The sequence below is a fragment of the Cellulomonas sp. IC4_254 genome (genome assembly GCF_011603975.1).
Taxonomy (GTDB): Bacteria; Actinomycetota; Actinomycetes; order Actinomycetales; family Cellulomonadaceae; genus Cellulomonas.
Genome location: NZ_JAANNB010000034.1, coordinates 1 through 24,637, shown reverse-complemented (window position 1 = coordinate 24,637; position 24,637 = coordinate 1). Strand labels below are relative to the sequence as shown.

Genomic DNA, 24,637 nt, shown 5'->3' with positions numbered 1-24,637 from the left:
CCGGCGACGCGGGGGCGCGGCCGGGCGGGGTGCTGGAGCGGGTCAGGTGCGCGGCGCGAAGATCGCGGTGAGGTCGGCGACGACCGACGGCAGGTGGTCCTGCACGTCACCGGTCCCCCCGGCGGTGTCCCAGCGGACGAACGTCGCGTGGGCGAGGCCGAGCAGCAGGGTGCCGATCAGCGCCACCGCCGACTCGTCGGCCGCGGTGCCGAGCCGGCGCCGGACCAGGGCGCCGATCTCGTCGTGCAGGCCCTGGACGTGCGTGTAGGCCCGGAGCATCAGCTCCGGGTGGCCCTTGGCGAGCTCGAAGGCCCGCTCCATCCGCTCCTTGCCGAGCGGCGGGTGGTCGAGGGCGCTGGTGGTGAGCGCCTGCATGTCCGCGAGCAGGTCGCCGGTCGGGCCGCCGGTCGCGAACGCCTCCGCGGCGGCCTCGTCGAGGCGCCAGTGCTCCATGCCGAGCACGGCGTCGTCCTTCGACTCGAAGTAGTTGAAGAACGTGCGGACACTCACGCCGACCTCCGCGCAGATGGCCTCGACCGTCACGCGGTCCAGCCCCTGCTCCGCGGCCAGGCGGTGGGTGGCGTCGACGAACGCCTCCAGGCGGGCACGCTTCTTGCGCGCCCGCAGCCCCTCGGTCTCCACGACTTCTTGCACGTCCTGAATTATTGCAGGGCGTGCAGAGTTGTCCAGGGCAATCGAGGTGCGAGGCCCGTCACACCTCGCCGAAGCCCTCCTCGACCGCGCCGACGAACGCGTCGACCGCGACCCGCGCCTGCGGCCCGGTGGCCGAGACCTCGAGCGTCCGGCCCTGCGTCGCGGCGAGCTGCATCAGCTCCAGGACGCTCGCGCCGTTGACGCCGTCGACCTGCACCGACGCGTCGAAGCCGGCCATCATCCGGGCGAGCACCGCCGCCGGGCGCGCGTGCAGGCCCATGGGGTTGCGCACGACGACGTGCGCGGTGATCGGCACGGCGGAGTCGCCGGCGTGCTGCGGCCCGGGCACGGCCGCGGCGGGCGCCGCAGGAGCCTCGGCGGGCGCGACCGCACCCGGCCCCGCGGCGTGCGGGAACCCCGCGCCCGCGGCGACGGCGGCGCCGAGCACCTCGCCGACCGGCGCCCCGCCGGCCGCGGTGACCCCCGCGGCGACGGCGGCCTCGACGAACGGCGCGTCCGCGAGGTGCACCCGGGCGGCGACGTCCTCGTCCAGGAACTCCAGGACCGACTCGGTGGTGAGCACCGCCGACCCCAGGTCGGTGAGCACGACGGCGGACCGGCCGTCGGCCGTCGCCTCGCCGAGCGCCTCCTCGACCAGGTCGAAGCTCGTGCCGAGCCCGCCCGCGCCGTCCCCGCCGGCCGCGAGGATCAGCACGTCCGGCGCCATCTGCGCCGCCAGCTCCCGGACGCCCTCGGCCAGCGTCGCCGAGTGGGAGACCAGGACGAGGGCGACCGGGGCGGGGCTCATGCGGCCGCCTCGGCCGTGGCCGCCGCCGCCTCGAGGATCAGCGCGGTGGACGTCGCCCCCGGGTCCTGGTGCCCGGCCGAGCGCTCGCCCAGGTAGGACGCGCGGCCCTTGGTCGCGACCAGCGGGGTCGTCGCCTCGGCGCCGGCGCGCGCCGCCTCGGCCGCGGCGGCCAGCACGGCGGCCGGGGAGGCGCCGGCGTCGGCCGCGGCGACCGCGGCCTCGACCGCCGGGGTCCACGCGTCCACCATCGTCTTCTCGCCGGTCGCGGCCTTGCCGCGCACGACGATGCCTTCCAGACCGGCCTCCAGCAGCGCCACGACGGCCGCGCTGTCGAGCTCGGGCAGCCCGGTGACCTTCGCGGCGCGCAGGTAGGCCGTGCCGTAGAGCGGGCCCGCGGCGCCGCCGACGGTGGACATGAGCGTCGTGGCCACCAGCTTGAGCACGGCGCCGACGTCACCCGGCGGGGCGTCCAGCGCGTCGAGCTTGGCCGTCACGGCGGTGAACCCCCGGGTGAGGTTCTCGCCGTGGTCGCCGTCGCCGATCTGCCGGTCGAGCTCGATGAGCTCCTCCCGGTGCTCGGCGACCACCTCCGCCGTGCGCCGCACCCAGGCGACCGCCCAGCCCGCGTCCAGAGAGCCCGTCATGTCCCGTTCCCACCTCCGCCGTCGGACCCGCGACCCCCGCCGCCGGGAGGGCGGCGGGACCGGCTACCAGTGCAGCGCGGCCGTGCGCACCGGCGCGTCCCAGAGCGCGGTGAGCTCGTCGTCCAGCCGGAGGACAGTGACCGAGGCGCCCTGCATCTCCAGTGATGTCACATAGTTGCCCACGAGCGACCGGGTCACCTGGACCCCGCGGCCCTCGAGCAGCCTGCGTGCCTGACGATAGACGACGTAGAGCTCGGACTGCGGCGTGCCGCCCATGCCGTTGACGAACAGCAGCACCTGCTCCCCCGACGCCAGGCCGAGGTCGTCGGCCACCGGGGTCAGCAGCATCTCGGTGATCTCGTCGGCGGGGGCGGCCTTGATCCGGCGCCGGCCCGGCTCGCCGTGGATGCCGATGCCGATCTCGAGCTCGTCGTCCGGCAGGTCGAAGGACGGCTTGCCGGCGTGCGGCACGGTGCAGGCCGTGAGGGCGACGCCCATGGACCGGACGTTGGCGACGACCTTCTCGGCGACCGCGACGACGGCGTCCAGGTCGTCCCCGCGCGCGGCCGCCGCGCCGGCGATCTTCTCCACCGCGACGGTGCCCGCCACGCCGCGGCGGCCGGCCGTGTAGAGGGAGTCCTCGACCGCGACGTCGTCGTTCACCACGACCGTGCGGACGGTGAGGTCGTCGGCGTCGGCGAGCTCGGCGGCGGTCTCGAAGTTGAGCACGTCGCCGGTGTAGTTCTTGACGATCGCGAGCACGCCGGCGCCGCCGTCGGCCGCGGCGAACGCGGGGGCGATCTGGTCCGGGGTGGGCGAGGTGAACATGGCGCCCGGGACGGCCGCGTCGAGCATGCCGTCGCCGACGAACCCGGCGTGGAGCGGCTCGTGGCCGGAGCCGCCGCCGGAGACGAGGCCGACCTTGCCGCTCACGGCACCGCCGGCGCGGGCGACGAACAGCGGGTCGGTGTGCACCTCGACCACGTCGGCGTGCGCGAGGCCGAAGCCCTCCACCGACTCGGCGACGACGTTCTGGGGGTCGTTGATGAGCTTCTTCACGGCGATGCTTCCTTCCCGGCACCCGGACCCGCGGCGCCCTCGCCGCGACAGTGCTCACACTCGCCGCGCTGGTCGCGGGCCGTCAAGGGCACGGTGTGCGGCGGGGGTGCACGTTCGTGCACCCCCGCCGGGGCCCCGCAGCAGCACCCGTCAGGCGCGACCCATCAGCACCCGCGCCTCGGCCACCAGGTAGATCGACCCGGTCACGAGGACGGCCGCGCCGCGCTCGACCTCGCGCTCCGCGAGGTCCGCCGCGAGGGTCACGGCCTCGTCCAGCCGCTCCCGGACGTGCACCCGGTCCTCGCCGAACACGTCGACCGCGATCTCGGCCAGGTCGTCGACCTCCATCGCCCGCGGGTTCGACGCCCGGGTGACGACGACCTCGGCCAGGTACGGCTCCAGGACGGCGAGGATGTTCTCGGGGTCCTTGTCCGCCATCGCGCCGACGACGCCGACGATCCGCTGGAACGAGAAGGCCTCCTCGACCGCCGCGACGAGGGCCTCGGCGCCGGCCGGGTTGTGCGCGCCGTCCACGAGCACGGTCGGGCTGGACCGCACCAGCTCCAGGCGCCCGGGCGAGTCGACGTCGGCGAACGCCGCCTCGACCACCGAGCCGTCCAGCGCCCCGCCGCCCGCGATCAGCGCCTCGACCGCCGCGAGCGCCGCGAGCGCGTTGTGCGCCTGGTGCTCGCCGTGCAGCGGCAGGAACACGTCCGTGTAGACGCCGCCGGACCCGCGCAGGGTCAGCAGCTGCCCGCCGACCGCGACCTGCCGGTCCACCACGTCGATGTCGACGCCCTCGCGGACCACGCGAGCCCCGTGCTCGGCGGCGGCGTGCAGGATGACGCCCTCGGCGTCCTCCTCCTGCCGGGACAGCACGAGGGTGGCGCCGTCCTTGATGATCCCGGACTTCTCCCCGGCGATCTCGACCAGGGTGTGCCCGAGCCAGCGCTCGTGGTCGTAGGCCACAGGGGTGATGACCGCGACCTCGCCGTCGGCGACGTTCGTGGCGTCCCAGCGCCCGCCCATGCCGACCTCGACCACCGCGACGTCGACGGGGGCGTCCGCGAAGGCCGCGAACGCCATCACGGCGAACACCTCGAAGAAGCTGAGCCGCGGCCGGCCGGCCTCCTGCTCCCGCACGTCGACCAGGTGCACGTACGGCGCGACGTCCTGCCAGGTGGCGACGAACTGCTCGTCGGAGATCGGCTCGCCGTCGATCGCGATGCGCTCGGTCACCCGGTGCAGGTGCGGGCTGGTGAACCGCCCGGTGCGCAGGCCGTGCTCGCGCACCAGGCGCTCCACCATGCGCGCGGTCGAGGTCTTGCCGTTGGTGCCCGTGAGGTGGATGACCCGGTAGGCCTTCTGCGGGTCGCCCAGCAGCTCGCACACCGCCGCGACCCGGTCCAGGGTCGGGTCGATGTCGTGCTCGGGCGCCCGCTCGAGGATGCCCGCGTACACCTCGTCCGCCGCGCGCCGGGCGGCTGCGGCCTCCTCGTCGCGCAGGTGGTCCGCTCCCCCGCGGCTCTTGGCGGCCATCAGGCGTCCACCCGCTCGACGCCGACGGTGAGCTCGGTGCCGTCGACGTCGGTGACGACCACCTCCGTGGCCAGCGTCTCCCGTGCGACGAACTCCCGGTGCGCGTCGACAGCCGCCCGGTGCTCCGCCGGGACGCCCAGCGTGAGCCTGATCCGGTCGGTGACCACGAGGTCGGCCGCCTTGCGGGCGTCCTGCACCGCGCGGACCACGTCACGGGCGTAGCCCTCGGCGAGCAGCGCCTCGTCCAGCGCCAGGTCGAGCACCACGAACCCGCCCGAGGGCAGCACGCCCGCGGCCAGGACCGGGGCCTCGCCCTCGGCCGTCGTGACGTCGATCGACGTCGTGAGCTCGTACTCGGACGGCTGCATCGGGACGTCGCCGTCGTCGGTGCGGACCACCACCGTGCCGTCGGCGTCGGTCGACCAGTCCCCGGCCTTGGCGGCGCGGATCACGGCCTGGACGCCGCGGCCCAGGCGCGGGCCGGCGGCCCGGGCGTTCACCGCGAGGTTGCTGCGCACCGCGACGCCACCGGCGGCGGCCTCCTCGACCGTCGACAGCGTGACCCGCTTGACGTTGAGCTCGGCGGCGAGCAGGTCCGCGAACGGGGCGAGCGCCTCGGGCGTGGCCGTCGCGACGCGCAGCTCGTGCAGCGGCTGGCGCACGCGCAGGCCGTTGGCCTTGCGCAGCGCGAGGGCCGCGGACACCGCCTCGCGCACGCCGTCCACCGCGGCGACCAGCTCGTCGTCGGCCGCGAGCGCCAGGTCGTCCGCCGAGCCGTCGCCGAGGGTCGGCCAGTCGGTCAGGTGCACCGAGCGGTCGCCGGTGAGGCCGCGCCACACCTCCTCGGACAGCAGCGGGGCCAGCGGCGCCATGACCCGGGTCAGCGTCTCGAGCGACGTCCACAGCGTGTCGAACGCCGCCTGGTCCTCGGACCAGAACCGGTCGCGCTGCGTGCGGACGTACCAGTTGGTCAGCAGGTCCAGGTGCACGCGGACCGTCTCGCACGCGCCCGGGACGTCGTACGCGTCGAGCTGCGCGGTGACGTCCTCGACCAGCCTCCGGGTCCGGGCCAGCACGTACCGGTCCATCGTGGTGACCGGGGTGTCGGGCGTGACCCGGCCGGCGGTGAGGCCGGTGCCGTCGTTCGCGGCGTTCGCGTACAGCGCGAAGAAGTACCAGGTGCTCCACAGCGGGAGCAGCACCTGGCGGACCTCCGAGCGGATGCCCTCCTCGGTGACGACCAGGTTGCCGCCGCGCAGGATCGGCGACGCCATGAGGAACCAGCGCATCGCGTCCGAGCCGTCGCGGTCGAACACCTCGTTGACGTCCGGGTAGTTCCGCAGCGACTTGCTCATCTTGCGGCCGTCCGAGCCCAGCACGATGCCGTGCGACACGGACGTGCGGAACGCCGGGCGGTCGAACAGCGCGGTCGCCAGCACGTGCAGCAGGTAGAACCAGCCGCGGGTCTGCCCGATGTACTCCGTGATGAAGTCGCCCGGGTAGTGGTGCTCGAACCAGTCGGCGTTCTCGAACGGGTAGTGCACCTGCGCGTACGGCATCGACCCGGAGTCGAACCACACGTCGAGCACGTCCGGGATCCGGCGCATGGTCGAGCGGCCCGTCGGGTCGTCCGGGTTCGGGCGGGTCAGGTCGTCGATGAACGGCCGGTGCAGGTCGGGCTCGCCGGCGTCGTTCAGCGGCAGCCGGCCGAAGTCGGCCTCCAGCTCGGCGAACGAGCCGTACACGTCGATGCGCGGGTGGGCCGGGTCGTCGCTCACCCACACCGGGATCGGGGTGCCCCAGTACCGGTTCCGGGACACCGACCAGTCGCGGGCGTTGGCCAGCCAGTTGCCGAACTGGCCGTCCTTGATGTGCTCCGGGACCCAGGAGATGTCCTGGTTGAGCTCGACCATCCGGTCGCGGAACGCGGTGACCTTCACGAACCAGGACGACACCGCCTTGTAGATCAGCGGCTTCCGGCACCGCCAGCAGTGCGGGTACGAGTGCACGTACGACGCCTGGCGCAGCAGCCGGCCGTCGGCGCGCAGCCGCTGCGTGATCGGCTTGTTCGCGTCGAAGACCTGCTGGCCCTCGAAGTCCGGGACGAGGGACGTGAACCTCCCGCCCTCGTCGACGCTGAGCACCGTCGGGATGCCGACCGCCTCGCAGGTCTCCTGGTCGACCTCGCCGTAGGCCGGGGCCTGGTGCACCACGCCGGTGCCGTCCTCGGTCGTGACGTAGTCGGCGAGCAGGATCTGGAAGCCGTGCTCGGCCATGCCCGGCTGGTCGGCCAGGTAGTCGAACAGCCGCTCGTACCGGACGCCGGCCAGGTCGGCGCCGCGCACCTCGCGGGTCACGGCGGCGAGGGCGTCCTCGGCGGAGTCGTAGCCGAGGTCCTTGGCGTACCCCTTGACGAGGTCGCGGGCGAGCAGGAACTGCTGGGTCGTCGCGCTCGTGCCGTGCGGGCCCGCGGGCACCACGGCGTACGTGACGTCGGGCCCGACCGCGAGCGCCGAGTTGGTCGGCAGCGTCCAGGGGGTCGTCGTCCAGGCGAGCGCGGCGACGCCGTCCAGGCCCAGCTCGGCGGCGCGGTCGCCGGTGAGCGGGAACGTGACCGTGACGGTCTGGTCCTGGACGTCCTTGTAGACGTCGTCGTCCATCCGCAGCTCGTGGTTCGACAGCGGCGTCTGGTCGTTCCAGCAGTACGGCAGCACGCGGTAGCCCTCGTACGCCCAGCCCTTGTCGTAGAGCTGCTTGAACGCCCAGATCACCGACTCCATGTACGACGGGTCGAGCGTCTTGTAGTCGTGCTCGAAGTCGACCCAGCGCGCCTGGCGCGTCACGTACACCTGCCACTCGTCGGTGTACCGCAGCACCGACGTCCGGCAGGCGTCGTTGAACGCCTGGATGCCCATCTCCTCGATCTGGGACTTGTCGGTGATGCCGAGGATCCGCTCCGCCTCGAGCTCCGCCGGCAGACCGTGCGTGTCCCAGCCGAACCGGCGCTCGACGCGGCGGCCCCGCTGCGTCTGGTACCGGCCGACGATGTCCTTGGCGTACCCGGTCAGCAGGTGGCCGTAGTGCGGCAGGCCGTTCGCGAACGGCGGGCCGTCGTAGAACACGAACTCGTTCGCGCCGTCGGTGCCGGCGTCACGGGCGTCGATCGACGCCTGGAACGTGCCGTCGGACTCCCAGTACGCGAGGACGTCCTTCTCCAGCGCGGGCAGGTCCGGGGACGCGGGCAGGCCGAAGGACGCGCCGGGCGCGACCGGGGCGGCGTGCTTCCCGGAGGGGGTGCGGTGCAGCGGATAGGCCATGGCGGATGGCGCTCCTGGTGGTCGGCGGGCCCGGGGGCTCGCGGTGCGGTGGCGGATCCACGGGGACGACGCCCGCCCGGCTCTCGCCCGGTGCGCACCGCGGTACCACCCCGCTTGCCGATCGCCTGGCCCGCGGGTGCGGGGTCGGCGCGCGACCACTCTTCGCTGCGGCTGTGACGGGCCTGCCCCGTCCGGGTCTACTGGGGGTCCGCCGGGATGGTGCTGCGGCTCGCCCTGTTCTTCCGGAGGCTCCCCGGTGATGGCCGGATCGGTGCCTGTGGGACGAGTGTAGCGAGGGCGTCCAGGGGGGTGCCGCAGCGACCGTCGCTCGCGAAGGCCGACTCTGCAGGAAGACCTCACTTCGGCACGAACGGACCAGTCCATCAGCCTGCGCCGAGCGCACTGCGGCGGAGCACCTACCCGAGCAGACCCGCATCCGCTCCGCCGAGCTCGAAGCCGAGTTCTTCGAGCAACCGTCGTTGCGTCGTCGGCCGTATAGGTGCACCACGACTGGCCACCATCCTCGATCGGGCCTGTCGGCCGCCCCTCGACGTCCTACCCGAGCATCTGTTTCGCCTCCCTGGCAAGCGCCCGGTCGTCGTGCTGCCAGTGCCCTCCTAGACGTACGTGGATGTCGCCGTGGTCCAGTCGAGTGCCGACCCGGTGATCAACTGCACCGCGTACGGCCGCGCCAAACCCGCCGCCGGGTGCGTGAAGATGCGGGCGGTGGAACCCTCGGCAAGATGCACTACGGCTAGGAAAAGGGCGTCTCGATAGGCAGCACTACAGGCCCTCGGCCCCGAGTTCCGCCCCTGCTGCGATCCACCGACCTCGTCCCTTCTCGCTCACCTGGAGCATGACGCGAAACGAGACGGCATCGCGGTCCCAGGCCTCACCGATAGCGACGGGCGACTGCCAGACGGCCGCAGCCCTATGGAGCAGGCCCACGAGCGTCTGTAGCCGATCCGGCTGGTCGAGGAGCACATCGTCGGCGGACAACAGGACCAGCACGTATCCCCGCGGAGTGGCGAACCAATCGAGATCCGTGAGGCAATCCTCAAGCGCACTCCAGTTGAAGCCAAAATACCCCGGAAACTCGAGCAGGCTTGCAAACTCCGAAAAGACGCCGCGATCCGCCCGCATGCGCGCTCCGTCGAGGACAACGCAACGGAAGCCCTGGCCGAGCAGTCGATCGGAAAGGGTTCTCACGTCACCCGGCTCCGGCAGCAACTCGGTGAATACGGCGCCACTCGACCGACTTTCATCGTCCACAACCACTGAGCCCCTCCTCGGAACTGTACGAAACTCTTCGATACCAAGACGCATCGGTTCGCGATCGACATCCTTGCCATACGGTATTACGTCCTACGCGAGCAGGCTTCCGTCGCCGGCGACCTGGGGGAGCACGCCACCAGTATTGAGGAACTGCCTGCAGCCCTTTTACCCAGGGAAGGGCGCACCCTTCGCGTCCACCCGGCCGAGAACACTCCACGCCTCCGCAGGTGCAGGTCCGATAGGCACTTCATGACGAGCACCCCTGCTGCCGGGATCGCCCGGCCACCCGGGCTCCGCGCCCTTCCGCCCGGGACGCGCCCCGGCCCAGCGTCGTGCCCGGCGGAGGCACCGGGCCTCCCCGAGACGGAGGGGCACGACATGACCACGCACGACACCTCGCCCACGACTGCTGGCCGCGGGCCCGGCGTCGGTGCCGCCGCAGGGGGCGGCGCCGGCGTGCCGGACCCGGCGCCCACCACGACCCCGGCGTCGGCCACGGCCACCCGGGTGCGCCCTCAGCCTCGCGGCTGGGCGCTCGCCGGGATCGCCGCCGGGTTGACCGGCCTGGTCGGCATCCAGGCGTCGATGGCGCTCGGGATCAACTGGGAGCAGACGGCCGGCGACGCGGGGGCCATCGTCGCCGACCTGTCCGGGCGCACCACGGCGCTGCTGGTGTTCCACACGGCGACGATCGTCTCGGCGCTGCTGGTGGTCGTGTTCGCGGCGGGCCTGTCGCGGCGGCTGTCCCAGCAGGCCCCGGCCGGGAGCCTGCTGCCCGCCGTCGCGTCCGGCGGGCTGCTGCTGGTGGCGGTGGCCGGGCTGCTCGGGTCGGGGCTCGACACGCAGTTCATCTTCGGGCTCGCCGACGTGGACCTGATCGTCCCGGAGTCGGGCGCGTTCTTCAGCGACTGGATCGCGACCATCCCGTGGCTGTGGGTCGGTGCGGGGCTGTCCGGCGTGGCGGTGGCCGTCGCGGCGCTCCGGCACGCGGCGGCACCGCGCTGGCTCGGCTGGGTCGGCGCGGTGCCCGGCGGGCTGACGCTGCTGCTGGGCGTCTCGCCGCTGCAGTACATGGCCGGGTTCACCGGGCCGCTGTGGCTGCTGGTCACCGCGATCGGGTTCGCGGTCGGCGACCGGCGGTGACGCTCGGCGCCCTCGAGTTGTCCGACCCCTCCCGTTCCGCGGTGGTCTGCCCCTACGGTGGCGCCATGGACCGGGAGGGCTCGGGCGTGCGCGGCCCCGCGGGCGACGGGGTGCCCGGCGTCGCGCTCGCGATCGCCCTGGTCGCCTGGCTCCTCGCCGGGACCGCCGCCGTGCTGCACGTGGCCGCCGGGGGCGGCATGGCCGCCGGGGATCTGCTGTTCACCGCCGTCGACGTCGCCGTCGCCGCGGTCTACGGCACCGTCGGCGCGGTCATCCTGTCCCGCCGCCGCCACCCGGTCGGGTGGCTGGTCGCGCTGACCGGCGTCGCCGGCGGGGTCTCGGCGGTCGGCGGCGCCTGGGGCGTGTTCGCGGCCACCCGGCCGGGCGCCCCGGCGCTCGACTGGCTCGCCGGCGCGTTCGGCTGGATCTGGGTGCCGGGCACCGTGGCGCTGTTCACCGTCGTGCCGCACCTGGCCCGCGACCGTCGGCTGGGCCCGGTGGCCTGGGCCGGCGTCGCGCTCGGGACGGCCTCGGCGCTGCTGCTCACCGGCACGCGGCTGCTCGCGCCGATGTCCGACGCGCGGGGCCCGCTCGCCCTGGTCGTCGTCGCGGGTCTGCTGACCGCCGGTGCCACGTGGTGGCGGTACCGCCGCGGGCCCGAGGCCGAGCGGCGCGGGCTCGGCCTGCTCGCCGTCGCGACCGCGATCATGGCGCTGTCCTTCGTGCCGCTGGTGCTCGCGGACCCCGGGCCCGCGCTGTTCCTCGCCGTGCCGGTCAGCCACCTGGTCTGCCAGGCGCTGTTCCCGGCCGCGCTGCTCGTGACCGTGCTGCGCAACCGGCTGTGGGGGCTCGACCTGGCGATCAGCCGCGCGACGGTCGCGGCGTTGCTGACGCTGACCCTCGCCGGCGTGTACGCGGTCGTCACGGCGGGGGTGTCCGCGCTCGCGGGCACCAGCACCCCGGGTGCGCAGGTCGCCGCGGCCGTCGGCGTCGTGCTGCTGCTGCAGCCGGTGCGGGGCTGGCTGCAGACCCGGGTGCGCCACCTCGTGTACGGCGAGGCCGCCGACCCCGGGCGCGCCGCCCTGCGCCTCGGGCGGAGCCTGACCACCCCGGGGGGCTCCGCCGACCTGCTGGCCGGGCTGGCGGCGGGCGTGGGCGAGTCGCTCCGGTTGGAGTCCGTCCGCCTGGCGTCCGGCGGCGCCGACCCGCTCGTCGCGTCCTGGGGGGCGCCCACCTCTGAGCCGATGCTGCTGCCCGTCGAGCGCGCGGGGAGCCCCGTCGGCGACCTCGCCGTGACCGCCCCGCCCGGCGAGCGCCTGGACGCCCGGACCCGCGCCGCCCTCGACCAGCTCGCCCCCGTCGTCGCGGCCGGCCTGGCGCTCGCGGCGGGGGCGCGGGACCTGGAGCGGGCCCGCGACGCGGCCACCTCCGCCCGGCTCCGCGAGCGCCGCGCGGTCCGGCGCGAGCTGCACGACGGGCTCGGGCCGTGGCTGTCCGGGATGCGGCTCGGGCTGCAGGGCGCGGTGAACCTGCTCGAGGGCGGCCGGCCCGCGGACGTCGACGCCGCCCGCGCGGCGCTCACCGCGCTGCGCGACGAGGCCGAGCGACGGGTCGAGGACGTGCGGGACCTCGCGCGCGGGCTGCTGCCGCCGGTACTGGACGAGCAGGGCCTGGGACCGGCGCTCGACGACCTGGCCCGGCGGCTCGGACGCGAGGGCTTCGTGGTCGAGGTCGCCGGCGACGACCCCGGCGTGCTGGACCCGGTCGTGGCCGCCGCGGCGTTCGGGGTGCTGAGCGAGGCGGCCCGCAACGCGCAGCGGCACTCGGGCGCGTCCGGGTGCCGGCTGGTGGTGCGCCGGCACCCGGACGCGCTGGAGGTGCGGTGCACCGACGCGGGGCGCGGGCCGGGCCCGGCGGCCGGGGAGGCGCGCGCCGGCGACGCCGTGGGGGTCGGCACGCGATCGATGCGGGAGCGGGCCGAGGAGCTCGGTGGCTGGGTCGAGGTCGCCGACGCGGCGCCGGGCACGGTGGTGCGGGCGGTGCTGCCGCTGGTGCCGGGGGCGCCGGTGCCGGAGGCGCCGGTGCGAGCGGCGTCGGCCGGGGTCGCGCCGGCCGGCGCGGCGGCCGGCGCGGCGGCCGGCGCGGCGGCTGCCGAGGCGGTGCCGACGTGACGGTGCGCGTGGCGCTGGTCGACGACCACCCGGTGTTCCGGATCGGCATGGCCGCGCTGCTCGGGTCGCTCGCGGGCGTCGAGGTGGTCGGCACGGCCGCCGGGGCCGCGGAGGCGAGCGCGCTGCTCGTCGGGGAGGGCGCGCCCGGGGTCGACGTCGTCGTCATGGACCTGGACCTCGGCGACGGGTCCGGCGTCGACGTCACGCGGGAGGTCGTCGCCGCACGTCCGGGGACCGCCGTGCTGGTCATGAGCATGCACGAGGACGACGACGCCGTGGTCGCGGCCGTCCGGGCCGGCGCGCGCGGGTACCTGGTGAAGTCCGCGCCGCCGGAGCAGGTCGAGCGCGCGGTCCGCGCCGTCGCCGCCGGGGAGATGATCCTCGGGCCGACCGTGGCGGAGCGGGCGATGGCGTACGTGCTGGGCGGGCGCACGGCGGTGCGGGTGCCGTTCCCGCGGCTGACCGACCGCGAGCGCGAGGTGCTGGACCTGGTGGCGGGCGGGCACGACAACGTGGTGATCGCGCGGCGGCTGGGGCTGTCGGCGAAGACGGTCCGGAACCACGTGGCGAACGTGCTGACCAAGCTGGAGGTGCCGGACCGGTCGGCGGCGATCGTGCGGGCCCGGGCCGAGGGCCTGGGCGGCGCGGCGACGGGCTGAGACGCGTGGCCGGGCCTGGTCCCCACCCGGTTCTCGCGCCGCACCCCGACGGATCGGGTGGTCGCGCGAGAATCGGGTGGGGTTCGGCAGCCGCGTCCGCCGGCTACGCCCCGCGCGCCTCGTCGAACAGCGCCACCGCGCGGGCCTCGCCGGCTACGAGTGCGGCCGCGTGGCCGGCCTCCTCGACCAGGGCCCGGTAGCCCCAGACCGCCAGCACCGGCTCGCCCCACAGGGACCGCCGGCCGGCGGACGACCCGGTGTCCAGGGCGAACGCCCACCCCGCCGGGACGACCGTGGTCACGCCGGCGAACAGCTCGGCCGGCACGAAGGCCGGCCCGCCCCAGTCGTCCCGCAGCAGCACGCTCAGGTGGTCGGCGAGCGCCAGGACGCCCACGACGTCGTACGCACGCCCCGGCGTCACCGCGTACGCGGACGCGTCGGTCGTGCCGCGGGGGCGACGGTCCGCGGGCAGGAACGTCCCGCGCGCCGCGACGCAGCGCAGCCGGAGCGCCTGCACGCCCGGCACGGCCCCCTCCCTCGCCCGCCGCCCGGCGTCAGGCCGTGACCGGCGGCTGCGCCGACCAGGGGAACGTGATCCACCGGTCGGTCCGCCGCCACACGAAGTCCGGCGCGACGATCGAGTGCGGCTTCGCGTACAGCACCGCGGTGCGCGCCTCGTCGCAGTGCTCGGCGACCAGCCGCTGCACGAGCGCGAGGGTCTCCCCCGTGTCCGCGACGTCGTCGACGACCAGCGCCCGCCGGCCGACCAGCGCCGCGTTGTCCAGCAGCGGCGGCAGCACCACGGGCTCGGGCAGCCGCGCGTCGATGCCGGTGTAGAACTCGACGTTCAGGGTGCCGCAGGCCTTGAGGCCCAGCGCGTAGGACAGCGCGCCGGCGGGCAGCAGGCCGCCCCGGGCGACCGCCACCACGACGTCGGGCTCGAAGCCGGAGGCCACCACGGCGCGCGCCAGGTCGCGGGCGGCCTCGCCGAACTGGTCCCAGCCCAGGATCTCGCGCTCGTCCGGCAGGTCCTGGCCGGGTGCGGCCTCCGCAGTCGTCATGCCGGTCAGGCTAGCGGCCGCACGTGTGCGCCAGGTTTCACGCGGTTGTCAGGACCCGGCGACCGCCGCGGCGTGCTCGACGATCCGGCGGACGTCGTGCAGGTGGTGCAGCGCGTCGTGCGCGTTGTTCCGGGCGACGTCCTCCGCATGCTGCGGGCCTCGGGTGGCGTGGTCGAGCACGACGCCTTCCGCGAGCGCCGCGGAGACCGCGTCGACCCAGCCCGGCACGACGCGCCGCAGCGCCAGGAGCGACGCGCCGACCGTCGCGTGCGCGTAGTCCCGGGCGGCCGCGAGCGCGTCCGGGTCGTAGCCCGTGGTCGTCGTGCGGCCGTCGCACCGGGCGGCGTCGAGGCGGTAGGCCCAGGTCTCCAGGTTGTCGGCGACGTGCCGGACGTAGGCGGCGGTCGACCAGCCGAGGTCGGGGTGCCGCAGCGGCTCCGGGGCGCCGACGAGCACGGCGGCGAACCGGCCGGGGACCTCGGAGACGGCGTGCACCGCCTCGTCCGCGGTGCGGACCCAGGTGTACCCGCACTCCCCGCACGGCTCGCCGTACAGGGCGGCGCCCCACAGCTCCATCCCGGCACCGTACCGCCGGGGCGCGCAGGACCGGCCCGGCCGACCCGGCCGGCCCGGTCCGCGAGGCCGGGTCAGGCGCTCTCGCGCAGGGCCCGTCGCCGGTTCTCGTGCTCCATCAGCTCGACCGCGAGCGCCCGGTACCCCTCCGGGTCGGACTGCCCGTCCATGCGCTGCAGCCGACCGCGCAGGTCCGCGATGTGCCGGGTCAGCTCCATCTCGACCAGGGCCATGACCAGCCCCCGGGCGTAGCCGGGCAGCCGGTCCGGCCGGTCCTCGGGCAGCGGCGCCACCGCGAGCCGGGTGATCAGGCCCTCGACCGGCGACGCCGCCTCCTCGCGGACGGCGTCGACCCAGCCGACGGTCCCGCCCGGGCCCTCGGCCGCGACCCTGGCGCGCGCGGCGGCGGCCCCGCCCGCGGCACGGATCGCCGCGTGCACGGCCCGGTACGCCGGGGCGCTGAACGCCTCCGGCGGCAGGTCGTCGAACTCCGGCGGCACGGCGTCCGGCATCTGCAGCACGGCCTCGAGCGCGCGCCGCTCGGTCGCGGTGACCGGGTCGCGCGGATCGGGCAGGGCCATCTGCGGCGCGGGCAGCGGGGTCGCCCCGCCGCCCGGACCGGCACCGGCCTGGTCGAGGTCGTGCGGGGGTGCGTCGTCGTACGGCTCGGGCGGCGGCTCGTCGAACCGCCGGCCGTACCCCTGGCCGGGGTTGGCCGGGCCTCGCCCGCCGCCGCGGCGGTCGTCCCACCGGCCGCCGCCGCCCTGGCCGCCGCCGGGTCGACCACCGCCCCTGCCGCCGCGACCGCCGTCCCGGCGCCAGCCGCCCTCCTCCGGGCCCGGCGGGACGAAGGTCGACCGGCCGCCGTCGGTGCCGCGGCCGCCCTGGCCGTAGCCCGAGGACGGCGCCCCGCGCCCGGTGTCCCGGCCACCGCCGGACGACGGCCGGCCGCCGCGGGAGGCCTGCTGCACCGCGCGCTGCACCGTCTCGATGTCCATGCCCAGCCAGCCCGCGAGCATCCGGGTGTACTCGGGGCGCAGCGCGGCGTCCCGGATGCCGCCGGGGATGGCGGCGGAGGCGCGCAGCGCGGCGACCCGGCCCTCGGCGGTGTGCAGGTCGTAGCCCTGCAGCGTGGTGCGGATGACGAACTCGAACAGCGGCTGCCGCGTCTTGACCAGCGCGCGCACCGCGTCGGGGCCCTGGGCCTGGCGCAGGTCGCACGGGTCCATGCCGCCCTCGGCGACCGCGACGAACGTCTGGGCGCTGAACGCCTGGTCCTCGCCGAACGCGCGCAGGGCGGCCTTCTGGCCGGCGGAGTCGCCGTCGAACGTGAACACGACCTCCCCGCCGACGGACTCCCCCGACGCGAGCTGGATGCCGCTGCCGGCGCCGCCCGCGCCCATCAGCCGGCGCACGATCCGCGCGTGGTCCGATCCGAACGCCGTCCCGCAGGTCGCGACCGCCGTCCCGACGCCGGACAGGTGCATGGCCATGACGTCGGTGTAGCCCTCGACGACCACGACCTGCTTGTTCTTCGCGATCTCCCGCTTGGCGAGGTCGATCCCGTAGAGCACCTGGGACTTCTTGTAGAGCGGGGTCTCCGGGGTGTTGAGGTACTTCGGCCCCTGGTCGTCCTCGTAGAGCCGGCGCGCGCCGAACCCGACGGTGTCGCCGGTGACCTCGCGGATCGGCCACACCAGGCGACCGCGGAACCGGTCGTACAGCCCGCGGTTGCCCTGGCTCATCAGGCCGCTGGCGGTGAGCTCCGCCTCCGTGAACGACCGCCCGCGCAGGTGCCGCAGCAGGTGGTCCCAGCCCTGGGGCGCGTACCCGACGCCGAACTGCTCCGCCGCCGCACGGTCGAACCCGCGCTCGGCCAGGAACTGCCGGGCCGTCGCGCCCTCCGGGGACAGCAGCTGCTCGGCGAAGTACTCGGCCGCGACCCGGTGCGCCTCCAGCAGCCGCTGCCGCTTGCCGGGCTCGTGCCCCGGACGCGGCCCGCCGCCCTCCTCGTACCTGAGCGTGACGCCCGCGCGACCCGCCAGGTACTCGACCGCCTCCGTGAACGGCAGGCCGTCGATCTTCTGGATGAAGTCGATGACGTCGCCGCCCTCGCCGCACCCGAAGCAGTGGTACAGCCCGACCTGCGGGCGGACGTGGAACGACGGCGACTTCTCGTCGTGGAACGGGCACAGGCCCTTCATCGAGCCGACGCCGGCCGTCTTCAGCGCGACGTGCTCGCCGACGACGTCCTCGATCCGGGCGCGCTCGCGGACCGTCTGCACGTCCTCCCGCCGGATCCGTCCCGCCACGGGGACGATCCTAGGTGCCCGGCGGAGCCCACTCGGCCGGGCGTGACCGGCGCCACCGGGCGAGTTCGCCGGTTGCGCGCGCACGGGCCGGGCGCAACCGGCGAACTCGCGCGGAACCGGCGAACTCGGGCTTGCGGAGCCGGGTCAGCAGGACTCCCATGCGGTGCAGCCGGCCATCTCCAGAGTGGGTTCCAGCGGGATCGTGTCCGCGGGCGACTGCTGGAGGAGCCGGATCGCGTCACCCGAGTTCATCTCGAGGATCAGGCCGGTCGCCGGGTCGACGACGAGGCGGTCCGAGCCGTTGACGGTCTCCGGCCTCGTGAGCACCTCGCCGGGGCGGCCGAGGGAGTCCACGCCCGGGACCACCGTCGACCCCGGGAGCGAGCCCGCGACCTGCCACGCCGCCTGCAGCAGCGCGGTCGGCAGCCAACCGGGGCTGCCGTTCAACAGGTCGTAGGCCATGCCGTAGACCTTGTCGTCGTCGGTGCCGCTCCGTCGGTCCGGCTCGACGCTGTCCCGGAAAACCTGCTCCAGCGCCGCCGGGTCGGTGGGGAGGGCGGCGGGATCGCGAAGCATGTCCACCCACTCGCCGCCGATCCGGAACCGACCGATCACGTTCGTAGGCCCCATCGCCGCCGGGTTGGTGAGGTCACCGTCCCAGACGAGCAGGCCGGGGCGGTCCGGGCTCGCCCACGACTCGAACCGCTCCCCCGAGCCGTCCGGCCCGGTGATCAGCGTGTACCAGTACGGCGCCGCCCCCTGCGCGGTGCCGGCCCGGCGCGCTGCGTCCGCGGCCGCCGAAGGCTCCGGCGACGGCTCCCCCGTCTCCACCGGCTCCCCCGTCGCCGCCGGCCCCGCCAGCGTGTGCGTCGACCAGGGCGCCCCCGCCCAGGCCTGCCCGACGAGGACCCCGGCGAGCACCAGCCCGCCGGCCGCACCCGCCCCGGCCGCGCGGGTCCAGGCCCGCCGCCGCCGCGCGCGCGGCACGACGCCCGTCAGGCGCACGTCGATCGTCGGCGCCGAGGCGTCCACGCGGGAGCGCAGCTCGCGGGCGAACTCGTCGTCGGTGCTCATCGGGTGCTCCTCGGGTCGGTGGGGCGGCCGGGGCCGGCGGCGGCGTCCTCGCCGAGCGAGGCGCGCAGCCGCGCGAGCGCGCGCGACGCGGTGGACTTCACGGTGCCGACGGTGACGCCCAGGTCCTCGGCGACCTCGGCCTCGGACAGGCCCTCCAGGTGCCGCAGCACGACGACGCGCCGCTGCCGGGTGCTGAGCGTGGCCAGCGCGCGGACCAGCTGGTCGCGGTCCGCCTGCCGCTGGGCGCCGGACGGCTCGGCGCCGTGCGGGAGGTCGCCCGGGTCGGTGAGCACCTCGCGGCGGCGGCGCCGCCAGGTGTCGATGCGCAGGTTCGCGAGCACCCGCCGGGCGTAGGCGAGCGGGTCGCGCTCGCGAGCGCGCGGCCACGCCAGGTAGGTGCGGACGAGCGCCTGCTGCACGAGCTCGTCCGCCTGGTGGGCGTCGCCGCAGAGCAGCCAGGCGGTGCGGGCGAGCGCCGGCGCGGCGTCGCCCATGAACAGGGCAAACTCCTCGTCGGCGGTCGCCCGGCGGGTGGGCGCGCGGTGCGGCGCGCGGTGCGGCGCACCGTCGGGCCCGCGGTCGGGCTGCACGGGGAGCAGCAGCTCCGCCGGCGCGTCGGGCCCCTCGGCCGGGGCGGCGATGGTGACTCTCACACCCGGTACACGCACCGCGGGGCCGGAAGGTTGCGTCAGTACCGCGGCGGGGGCGCCAGCCGGGCGTGCCAGGCGGCCGCGCTGACGTCGGTGAGCGACGCCACCTGGTCCACCACGACCCGCAGCCGGGCCGCGTCGTCCGCCGCCGCGCGCCAGTCCGCGGCGAACGGCGGCTCCAGCGCCAGCGGCGCCCGCTCGGACAGCACGTGCACGAGGTCCGCCAGGATCTCCCGCTGCCGCTGGTAGAGCGGCTCGAGCTCGCGCGGCGCCATGACGTACGCGACGGCGAGGCCCTTGAGCACGAGGATCTCGGCCTGGGTCTCCTCCGGGACGATCAGGTCGGCGGCGTACCGGGTCAGCGGGCCGGGGCCGTACCGCTCCCGGGTGGCGACCTGCGCGGCCCGGGCGAACCGGCCGATCAGCTGGCTGGTGGTGTCCTTGAGCGCAGCGAGCGCCCTGCGGGTGCCGTCGAACCCGGGGCGCCAGAGCTCGGCGGCGACCAGGCGGTCCATCGCGGCCTCGAGCCCGGCGGCGTCGATGGCGTCGCCGTACCAGGTCTGGATCGCCTCGACGACCCGCGCGCGCTGGTCGGGGACGGTGAGCACCCACAGGTCGAACCGGCCGCCGACGACGGCGTCCTCGACGTCGTGCACCGAGTACGAGATGTCGTCGGCGAGGTCCATGACCTGCGCCTCCAGGCACTTGCGGCCGACCGGCGAGCCGTCCCGAAGCCAGGTGAACACCGGCAGGTCGTCGGCGTAGACGCCGAACTTGTGCGTCGGCCGGCCGGTCGCGGACAGCGGACCCTCCCCCACGCCCCACGGGTACTTCACCGAGGCGTCGAGCGAGGCCCGGGTCAGGTTGAGGCCGACCGCGACGCCGTCCGGGCCGACGACCTTCGGCTCCAGGCGGGTCAGCAGCCGGAGCGTCTGGGCGTTGCCCTCGAAGCCGCCGATGTCGCGGGAGAGGTGCGCGAGCGCGCGCTCGCCGTTGTGGCCGAACGGCGGGTGGCCGAGGTCGTGCGCGAGGCACGCGGTGTCGACGACGTCGGGGTCGCAGCCCAGGGTCTTGCCGATCTCGCGGCCGACCTGCGCCACCTCGAGGGTGTGAGTCAGCCGGGTGCGGACGAAGTCGTCGGTCGACGGGCCGAGCACCTGGGTCTTGGCGCCGAGCCGGCGCAGGGCCGACGAGTGCACCAGGCGCGCGCGGTCGCGCTCGAACGGGGTCCGGGAGCGCGACTTGGGCGCCTCGGCGACCCAGCGCTCCCGGTCGGCGTCGACGTAGCCGTCGGGGTGCTCGCTGGTCACGGGCCCCAGTTTAGGCGGCGGCACGCCGTCCCGACGGTCACGCCAGGCGCCACACCTGCACCCCCGGCCCGTCGCCCGGCAGCCGCAGCCCGCCCGGCTCCACGCCGAGCGCCGCCCCGCCGTGTAGGTTCTCCGGCTGCTCCCCCGGCGCCAGCAGGTGGCCCGGCAGCAGCGCCCCGCCCCACGGCGCCCGTGACGCGAGCACGAGCACCCGATCGTCGGCGGTCTCCCGCAGGTACGCGATCGCGTCGTCCCGGACGAGCACCCAGCGCAGCCCGCCCTCGCGCAGCGCGCGGGAGGAGCGGCGCAGCGCGATCAGCGAGCGGTACGTCGCGAACAGCCCGGCGTCCCACGCGGGGCCGCCCCCGGCGTCGATCTGCGCCCACGGCATCGGCACCCGGGAGTTCTCGCCGTTGCGGCCGGCCAGCCCGCCCTCGTCGCCGGCGAACAGCACCGGCGTGCCGGGGTAGGTCATCAGCAGGCCGACGCCGACCTCGACGAGGTCGCGCGACCCGGCGATGGTGCGGAACCGCGCGGTGTCGTGCGAGCCGAGCAGGTTCCACTGGTGGGTGGTCACGCTCCACGGGACCGCCGCGCCGAACTCGCGCATCGCCGCCACGGCCGCGGTGCCGGGCCGGCGCGGGATGCCGACGGGCAGCTCGACGTACCGGAGCGCGGCGGCCGCGTCGGACGCCGGGTCGGTGAGCCAGGTCCACACCGGCCGGGTGAACGCGGAGTAGTTCATCGTGCCGTGCCAGCCGCCGGCGGCCCGCAGGTCGGCGCCCGCGTCGTGGAAGTGCTCCGCGATCAGGACCGCGTCCGGGTTGATCTCCGCCATGGCCGCGCGCATCCGCTCGGCGACCTCGTGCGTCAGGTCGTCCGCGCCCTGGCGGCCGGTCATGTTGGCGACGTCGACCCGCCAGCCGTCCATGCCGAACGGCTCGGACAGGTACCGGCCCACGATCGACGACGGCCCGCCGAACATCCGCGCGGCCAGCGCGGGCGCGTGGTGGTCGAGCTTGGGCAGGGACGCGTGGCCCAGCCAGCCGACATAGCCCGGGTCGGCGTCCTGCCAGTAGTAGAAGGACCGCTCCTCGGCGGACGGGTCCGAGACGGCCCGCCGGAACCAGTCGTGCGCGTCGCCGGTGTGGTTGGTCGTGAGGTCGCCGACCAGGCGCATCCCGCGGCCGTGCAGCGCGCGCGCCAGGGACGCGAACGCCTCGTCGCCGCCGAGCACCGGGTCGACGTGGTCGAAGGTCCGGGCGTCGTACCGGTGGTTGGACCGGCCGGGGAACACCGGGGTCAGGTAGAGGGTGTCGACGCCAAGCCGCTGGAGGTGGTCGAGCCGCTGCTCGATGCCGCCGAGGTCGCCGCCGTAGAGCTGCGTGCCGGTGCCCGGCCCGCCGCCGATCGGCTCGTCGCCCCACGCCGCGGGCAGCGCCCAGTCGGGCAGCTCGCCCTCGGGCGGCCCGTCGTGCCGGCCGGACGACCGCGCGAACCGGTCGGGGAACACCTGGTAGACCACGGCGTCGCGCGCCCAGCCGGGCCCGGGTGGCGTGGTCGACAGCCGGAAGTCCGACGCGTCCGGGACGTCGCGGGCGATCGTGCCCTCGCCGTTCAGCCACTCCTGGCCGCCCGGCCGCCCGGGCCCGGCGAGCAGGAACCGGTACGACGTCACCGGGTTGGTCACCGGCACGTCGGCGGTGAACCAGCGCTCGTGCTCGTCGCCCCCGTCGGCGCGCGCCGGGTAGACGCGGGGCTCGCCGTCCTCGACGACCCGCAGCCAGACCTCGGGGTCCGGCCCCGCCCCGGCGGGCACCCGGACCCGCACGGGCACGACGTCCCCGAGCGCGGGCGTCCCGGCCGGGACGTACAGGGCGGAGCCGTCGTGGTGCGCGCCCAGCGGGACGGCGGTGTCGGGCGCGGCGGGGCCGGCGGCGTGCCGGCCCCGCGTCGTCGGGTCGGACACGCCTCAGCCCTTCACGGAGCCGGCGGTGAGGCCGCCGACGATGTACTTCTGCAGGAACAGGAACAGCAGCACGACGGGGATCGCGGCGATCACGGCACCGGCGGCGAAGATGCCCCAGCGCGCGTTCCGCTCGTCGGCCGCCCAGTTGTAGAGGCCCAGCGCGAGCGTGAACCGCTCCGGCCGCTGCAGCACGACCTTGGCGATGATGAACTCGCCGTAGGACGAGATGAACGACAGCAGGCCGACGACCGCGAGGATCGGCGCGACCAGCCGCAGGATGATCGTCCAGAAGATCTGCGCGTGGGACGCGCCGTCGATCTTGGCGGCCTCGTCGATCTCGCGCGGGACGGTGTTGAAGAACCCGTACATGAGGAACGTGTTCACGCCGAGCGCGCCACCGAGGTAGACGCAGATCAGGCCGAGCTGGGTGTTGAGGCCGATGGCCGGGAACACCTCGGACAGCGACAGCAGCAGCAGGAACAGCGCCACGAACGCGAGCATCTGCGGGAACATCTGCACCAGCAGCAGCGTCGTCAGGCCGGCGCGCCGCCCGCGGAACCGGAACCGCGAGAACGCGTACGCCGCGGCGGCGCCCATGAGCACCGTCCCGACGGCGGTCGTGGTGGACACCACGAGCGAGTTGACCGCCCAGCGGTAGTAACCCCGCGGGCCCAGCTCGGTGTAGTTCTCCAGGCTTACCGTGCGGAACAGCTGGTTCGAGCCCGTGAGCGTGCCGCCCGGGTTGAGCGACGCGGACAGGACGTACAGCAGCGGGAGCAGGCAGATCGCGATCATCACGACGCCGACGACGTGCCGCCAGCCGATCTCGGACCACCAGCGGCGGCCGCGCACGGCGGTGTGCAGCTCGGGCGAGCGGGCCATCTCAGATCTCCTCGAGGGTGCGGGTGCGACGGAAGCCGAGGTAGGAGATGACCCCGACGATCAGGAAGATGACGATCGACAGCGCGCTGGCGACGCCGTACTGCTTGACCCCGGACTCGAAGGCCACGGAGTAGACCATCGAGATGAGGATGTCGGTGTGGCCCACCACGTACGGGGTGCCCACGAAGTTCGGGCCGCCGCCGGTCAGCATGTAGATCAGCGAGAAGTTGTTGAAGTTGAAGGCGAAGCTCGAGATCAGCAGCGGCGCCACCGACACCATGAGCAGCGGCAGCGTGAGCGAGCGGAAGATCCGCCAGCGCCCGGCGCCGTCGATCCGCGCGGCCTCGGTCATGTCGTGCGGGATGGACTGCAGCGCACCCGTGCAGATGAGGAACATGTACGGGAAGCCGAGCCACAGGTTCACGCCGATGACCGCGGCCTTGGCGAGCCACGGGTCGCTCAGCCACGGGATCGACGCCCCGCCGAGCAGCACCTCGTTGATGAGGCCGAACCGCTCGTTGAGCATGCCGCGCCACACCAGGGCGGACAGGAAGCCCGGGAACGCGTACGGGAGGATCAGCAGCGACCGGTAGACCTTGCGCCCGCGCACCCGCGGCTCGTTGAACGTGATCGCCAGGAACAGGCCGAGCGCGAACGTGGTGACGACGGACAGGAACGCGAACGCGAACGTCCAGACGAAGATCTGCGCGAACGGACCGGCCATCCGGGAGTCGGTGACCATCGCGGTGAAGTTGTCGAAGCCGACGCCGACCCGCCAGCCCGGGGTCAGCCGCTGGCCGTCCTCGGAGACGAAGTTGCCGCCCGCGCCGGGCGCGTAGACGGTGCCGGTCTCGGCGTCGGTGAAGGTGTCGCTCGCGGTGTCGTACTCGAGCGTCGACTGGAAGACGTAGCCGGTCGAGCCGTCCTGGGTGCGGACCGAGCCGTCGGCCGGGTCGTCGGAGAACGGGACCCGCAGCGACGTGATGGCCTCCTGGTCGGCGGCGACCTGGGCGAAGCCGAGCACCTCCCAGCCGGGGACGGCGGTGATGCGGCCGGACTCGACGGTGGCGTCGACGCCCTCGAACGGCTGCTCGGCGGTGCCGACCTCGGTGTCGCCGTCCTCGGTGACGATCGCGAACCCGAGCTCGTCGCCGTTCTGCACGACCGCGAGCGGCAGCGAGGGCGATCCCTCGACCCGGCGCTCGTTCTGGGCGGCGATCTGGGTGATCGCGTCGGCCTTGGTCGAGTTGTGGCCGTCGCCGTAGTTCGTGAACGCGACGTAGCCCGTGTAGGCCATCGCGAACAGCTGGTAGACGACCAGGAACACCAGGCCGGGCACCAGGTACTTCGCCGGGAGCATCCGGCGGGAGAAGTAGGCCCAGTTCGCGACGGCGAGCGCCACGACCAGGAAGGCGAGGACGCCCCACTGGGACACCGCCCAGGCGGACAGGATCCCGTAGACGCCGAGCGCGTCGACCGTGCCGATGAGGATCAGCTTGGCGAGGAAGCCCGGCGAGAAGGAGCGGGCGTGCGACGT

At 74.9% G+C, this 24,637-nt stretch carries 20 protein-coding genes; 3 read left to right on the top strand and 17 right to left on the bottom strand.

The features are described from left to right. Window positions 1–42: 42 nt before the first annotated feature. The 7 genes from G6556_RS05690 to G6556_RS05660 form a co-directional block, all read right to left on the bottom strand. Window positions 43–654 carry a TetR/AcrR family transcriptional regulator gene (locus G6556_RS05690; protein WP_166939355.1) on the bottom strand — a complete coding sequence of 204 codons (612 nt, stop codon included), beginning with the start codon at window positions 652–654 and terminating at the stop codon, window positions 43–45. Between the two features lie 58 nt (window positions 655–712). Continuing rightward, window positions 713–1,462: a dihydroxyacetone kinase phosphoryl donor subunit DhaM gene (gene dhaM / locus G6556_RS05685; protein ID WP_166939353.1), complete on the bottom strand. Its 750-nt coding sequence runs from the start codon at window positions 1,460–1,462 to the stop codon at window positions 713–715. Further along, window positions 1,459–2,106 carry a dihydroxyacetone kinase subunit DhaL gene (gene dhaL, locus G6556_RS05680; protein ID WP_166939352.1) on the bottom strand — a complete coding sequence of 216 codons (648 nt, stop codon included), beginning with the start codon at window positions 2,104–2,106 and terminating at the stop codon, window positions 1,459–1,461. Before dhaL ends, dhaM begins: the two co-directional genes overlap by 4 nt. 63 nt (window positions 2,107–2,169) lie before the next feature. Beyond that, the gene (gene dhaK / locus G6556_RS05675) at window positions 2,170–3,165 is read right to left on the bottom strand and encodes a dihydroxyacetone kinase subunit DhaK (RefSeq protein WP_166939350.1); all 996 of its coding nucleotides are present in this window, start codon (window positions 3,163–3,165) and stop codon (window positions 2,170–2,172) included. A gap of 150 nt (window positions 3,166–3,315) precedes the next feature. Next, window positions 3,316–4,704, bottom strand: coding sequence for a folylpolyglutamate synthase/dihydrofolate synthase family protein (locus tag G6556_RS05670; RefSeq protein WP_166939348.1), 1,389 nt, complete (start codon window positions 4,702–4,704; stop codon window positions 3,316–3,318). Then, window positions 4,704–8,021, bottom strand: coding sequence for an isoleucine--tRNA ligase (ileS, locus tag G6556_RS05665; protein WP_166939346.1), 3,318 nt, complete (start codon window positions 8,019–8,021; stop codon window positions 4,704–4,706). Before ileS ends, G6556_RS05670 begins: the two co-directional genes overlap by 1 nt. Before the next feature lie 783 nt (window positions 8,022–8,804). Next, window positions 8,805–9,299: a barstar family protein gene (locus G6556_RS05660; RefSeq protein WP_166939345.1), complete on the bottom strand. Its 495-nt coding sequence runs from the start codon at window positions 9,297–9,299 to the stop codon at window positions 8,805–8,807. A gap of 375 nt (window positions 9,300–9,674) precedes the next feature. Between G6556_RS05660 and G6556_RS05655 the strand changes: the two genes are divergently transcribed. From G6556_RS05655 to G6556_RS05645, 3 genes are all read left to right on the top strand, one after another. Beyond that, window positions 9,675–10,439, top strand: a complete 765-nt coding sequence (locus G6556_RS05655; protein ID WP_166939343.1) for a hypothetical protein — start codon at window positions 9,675–9,677, stop codon at window positions 10,437–10,439. A 65-nt stretch (window positions 10,440–10,504) separates the two neighbouring features. Next, window positions 10,505–12,610: a histidine kinase gene (locus tag G6556_RS05650; protein ID WP_166939341.1), complete on the top strand. Its 2,106-nt coding sequence runs from the start codon at window positions 10,505–10,507 to the stop codon at window positions 12,608–12,610. Further along, entirely contained in the window at window positions 12,607–13,269 is a 663-nt protein-coding gene (locus G6556_RS05645) for a response regulator transcription factor (RefSeq protein ID WP_166939339.1), read from the top strand. Before G6556_RS05650 ends, G6556_RS05645 begins: the two co-directional genes overlap by 4 nt. A 103-nt stretch (window positions 13,270–13,372) precedes the next feature. On the opposite strand, the gene G6556_RS05640 is transcribed toward G6556_RS05645, so the two are convergent. The 10 genes from G6556_RS05640 to G6556_RS05595 form a co-directional block, all read right to left on the bottom strand. Then, complete coding sequence (locus tag G6556_RS05640; RefSeq protein ID WP_166939338.1) at window positions 13,373–13,795, bottom strand: hypothetical protein; 423 nt, start codon at window positions 13,793–13,795, stop codon at window positions 13,373–13,375. A 28-nt stretch (window positions 13,796–13,823) separates the two neighbouring features. Further along, a complete protein-coding gene (locus tag G6556_RS05635; protein WP_166939336.1) occupies window positions 13,824–14,330 on the bottom strand; it encodes a phosphoribosyltransferase in 507 nt (168 codons plus the stop codon). A 48-nt stretch (window positions 14,331–14,378) separates the two neighbouring features. Continuing rightward, on the bottom strand, window positions 14,379–14,906 hold the full coding sequence (locus tag G6556_RS05630) for a hypothetical protein (protein ID WP_166939334.1): 528 nt from the start codon (window positions 14,904–14,906) through the stop codon (window positions 14,379–14,381). A 71-nt stretch (window positions 14,907–14,977) separates the two neighbouring features. After that, window positions 14,978–17,215, bottom strand: coding sequence for a DNA primase (gene dnaG / locus G6556_RS05625; RefSeq protein ID WP_166939333.1), 2,238 nt, complete (start codon window positions 17,213–17,215; stop codon window positions 14,978–14,980). Between the two features lie 144 nt (window positions 17,216–17,359). Then, window positions 17,360–18,289 (bottom strand): hypothetical protein, encoded by a 930-nt coding sequence (locus tag G6556_RS05620; RefSeq protein ID WP_166939331.1) that lies wholly within the window; start codon window positions 18,287–18,289, stop codon window positions 17,360–17,362. Beyond that, the gene (locus tag G6556_RS05615; RefSeq protein ID WP_346774743.1) at window positions 18,286–18,942 is read right to left on the bottom strand and encodes a SigE family RNA polymerase sigma factor; all 657 of its coding nucleotides are present in this window, start codon (window positions 18,940–18,942) and stop codon (window positions 18,286–18,288) included. Before G6556_RS05615 ends, G6556_RS05620 begins: the two co-directional genes overlap by 4 nt. Before the next feature lie 35 nt (window positions 18,943–18,977). Next, window positions 18,978–20,249 (bottom strand): deoxyguanosinetriphosphate triphosphohydrolase, encoded by a 1,272-nt coding sequence (locus G6556_RS05610; RefSeq protein ID WP_346774742.1) that lies wholly within the window; start codon window positions 20,247–20,249, stop codon window positions 18,978–18,980. Window positions 20,250–20,286: 37 nt separating this feature from the next. After that, window positions 20,287–22,218 carry a glycoside hydrolase family 13 protein gene (locus G6556_RS05605; protein ID WP_166939329.1) on the bottom strand — a complete coding sequence of 644 codons (1,932 nt, stop codon included), beginning with the start codon at window positions 22,216–22,218 and terminating at the stop codon, window positions 20,287–20,289. Between the two features lie 3 nt (window positions 22,219–22,221). Then, a complete protein-coding gene (locus tag G6556_RS05600; RefSeq protein ID WP_166939327.1) occupies window positions 22,222–23,100 on the bottom strand; it encodes an ABC transporter permease subunit in 879 nt (292 codons plus the stop codon). Between the two features lies 1 nt (window position 23,101). Continuing rightward, window positions 23,102–24,637 (bottom strand): ABC transporter permease subunit (locus G6556_RS05595; RefSeq protein ID WP_166939326.1); only part of this gene is annotated, 1,536 nt, incomplete at its 5' end.

Bases quoted from the DNA above. Each gene is read 5' to 3' on its own strand.
- G6556_RS05620 (WP_166939331.1), bottom strand. From the start codon at position 18,289: ATGAGCACCGACGACGAGTTCGCCCGCGAGCTGCGCTCCCGCGTGGAC.
- ileS (WP_166939346.1), bottom strand. From the start codon at position 8,021: ATGGCCTATCCGCTGCACCGCACCCCCTCCGGGAAGCACGCCGCCCCG.
- G6556_RS05630 (WP_166939334.1), bottom strand. From the start codon at position 14,906: ATGGAGCTGTGGGGCGCCGCCCTGTACGGCGAGCCGTGCGGGGAGTGC.
- G6556_RS05650 (WP_166939341.1), top strand. From the start codon at position 10,505: ATGGACCGGGAGGGCTCGGGCGTGCGCGGCCCCGCGGGCGACGGGGTG.
- G6556_RS05600 (WP_166939327.1), bottom strand. From the start codon at position 23,100: ATGGCCCGCTCGCCCGAGCTGCACACCGCCGTGCGCGGCCGCCGCTGG.
- G6556_RS05635 (WP_166939336.1), bottom strand. From the start codon at position 14,330: ATGACGACTGCGGAGGCCGCACCCGGCCAGGACCTGCCGGACGAGCGC.
- dhaL (WP_166939352.1), bottom strand. From the start codon at position 2,106: ATGACGGGCTCTCTGGACGCGGGCTGGGCGGTCGCCTGGGTGCGGCGC.
- G6556_RS05670 (WP_166939348.1), bottom strand. From the start codon at position 4,704: ATGGCCGCCAAGAGCCGCGGGGGAGCGGACCACCTGCGCGACGAGGAG.
- G6556_RS05655 (WP_166939343.1), top strand. From the start codon at position 9,675: ATGACCACGCACGACACCTCGCCCACGACTGCTGGCCGCGGGCCCGGC.
- dhaM (WP_166939353.1), bottom strand. From the start codon at position 1,462: ATGAGCCCCGCCCCGGTCGCCCTCGTCCTGGTCTCCCACTCGGCGACG.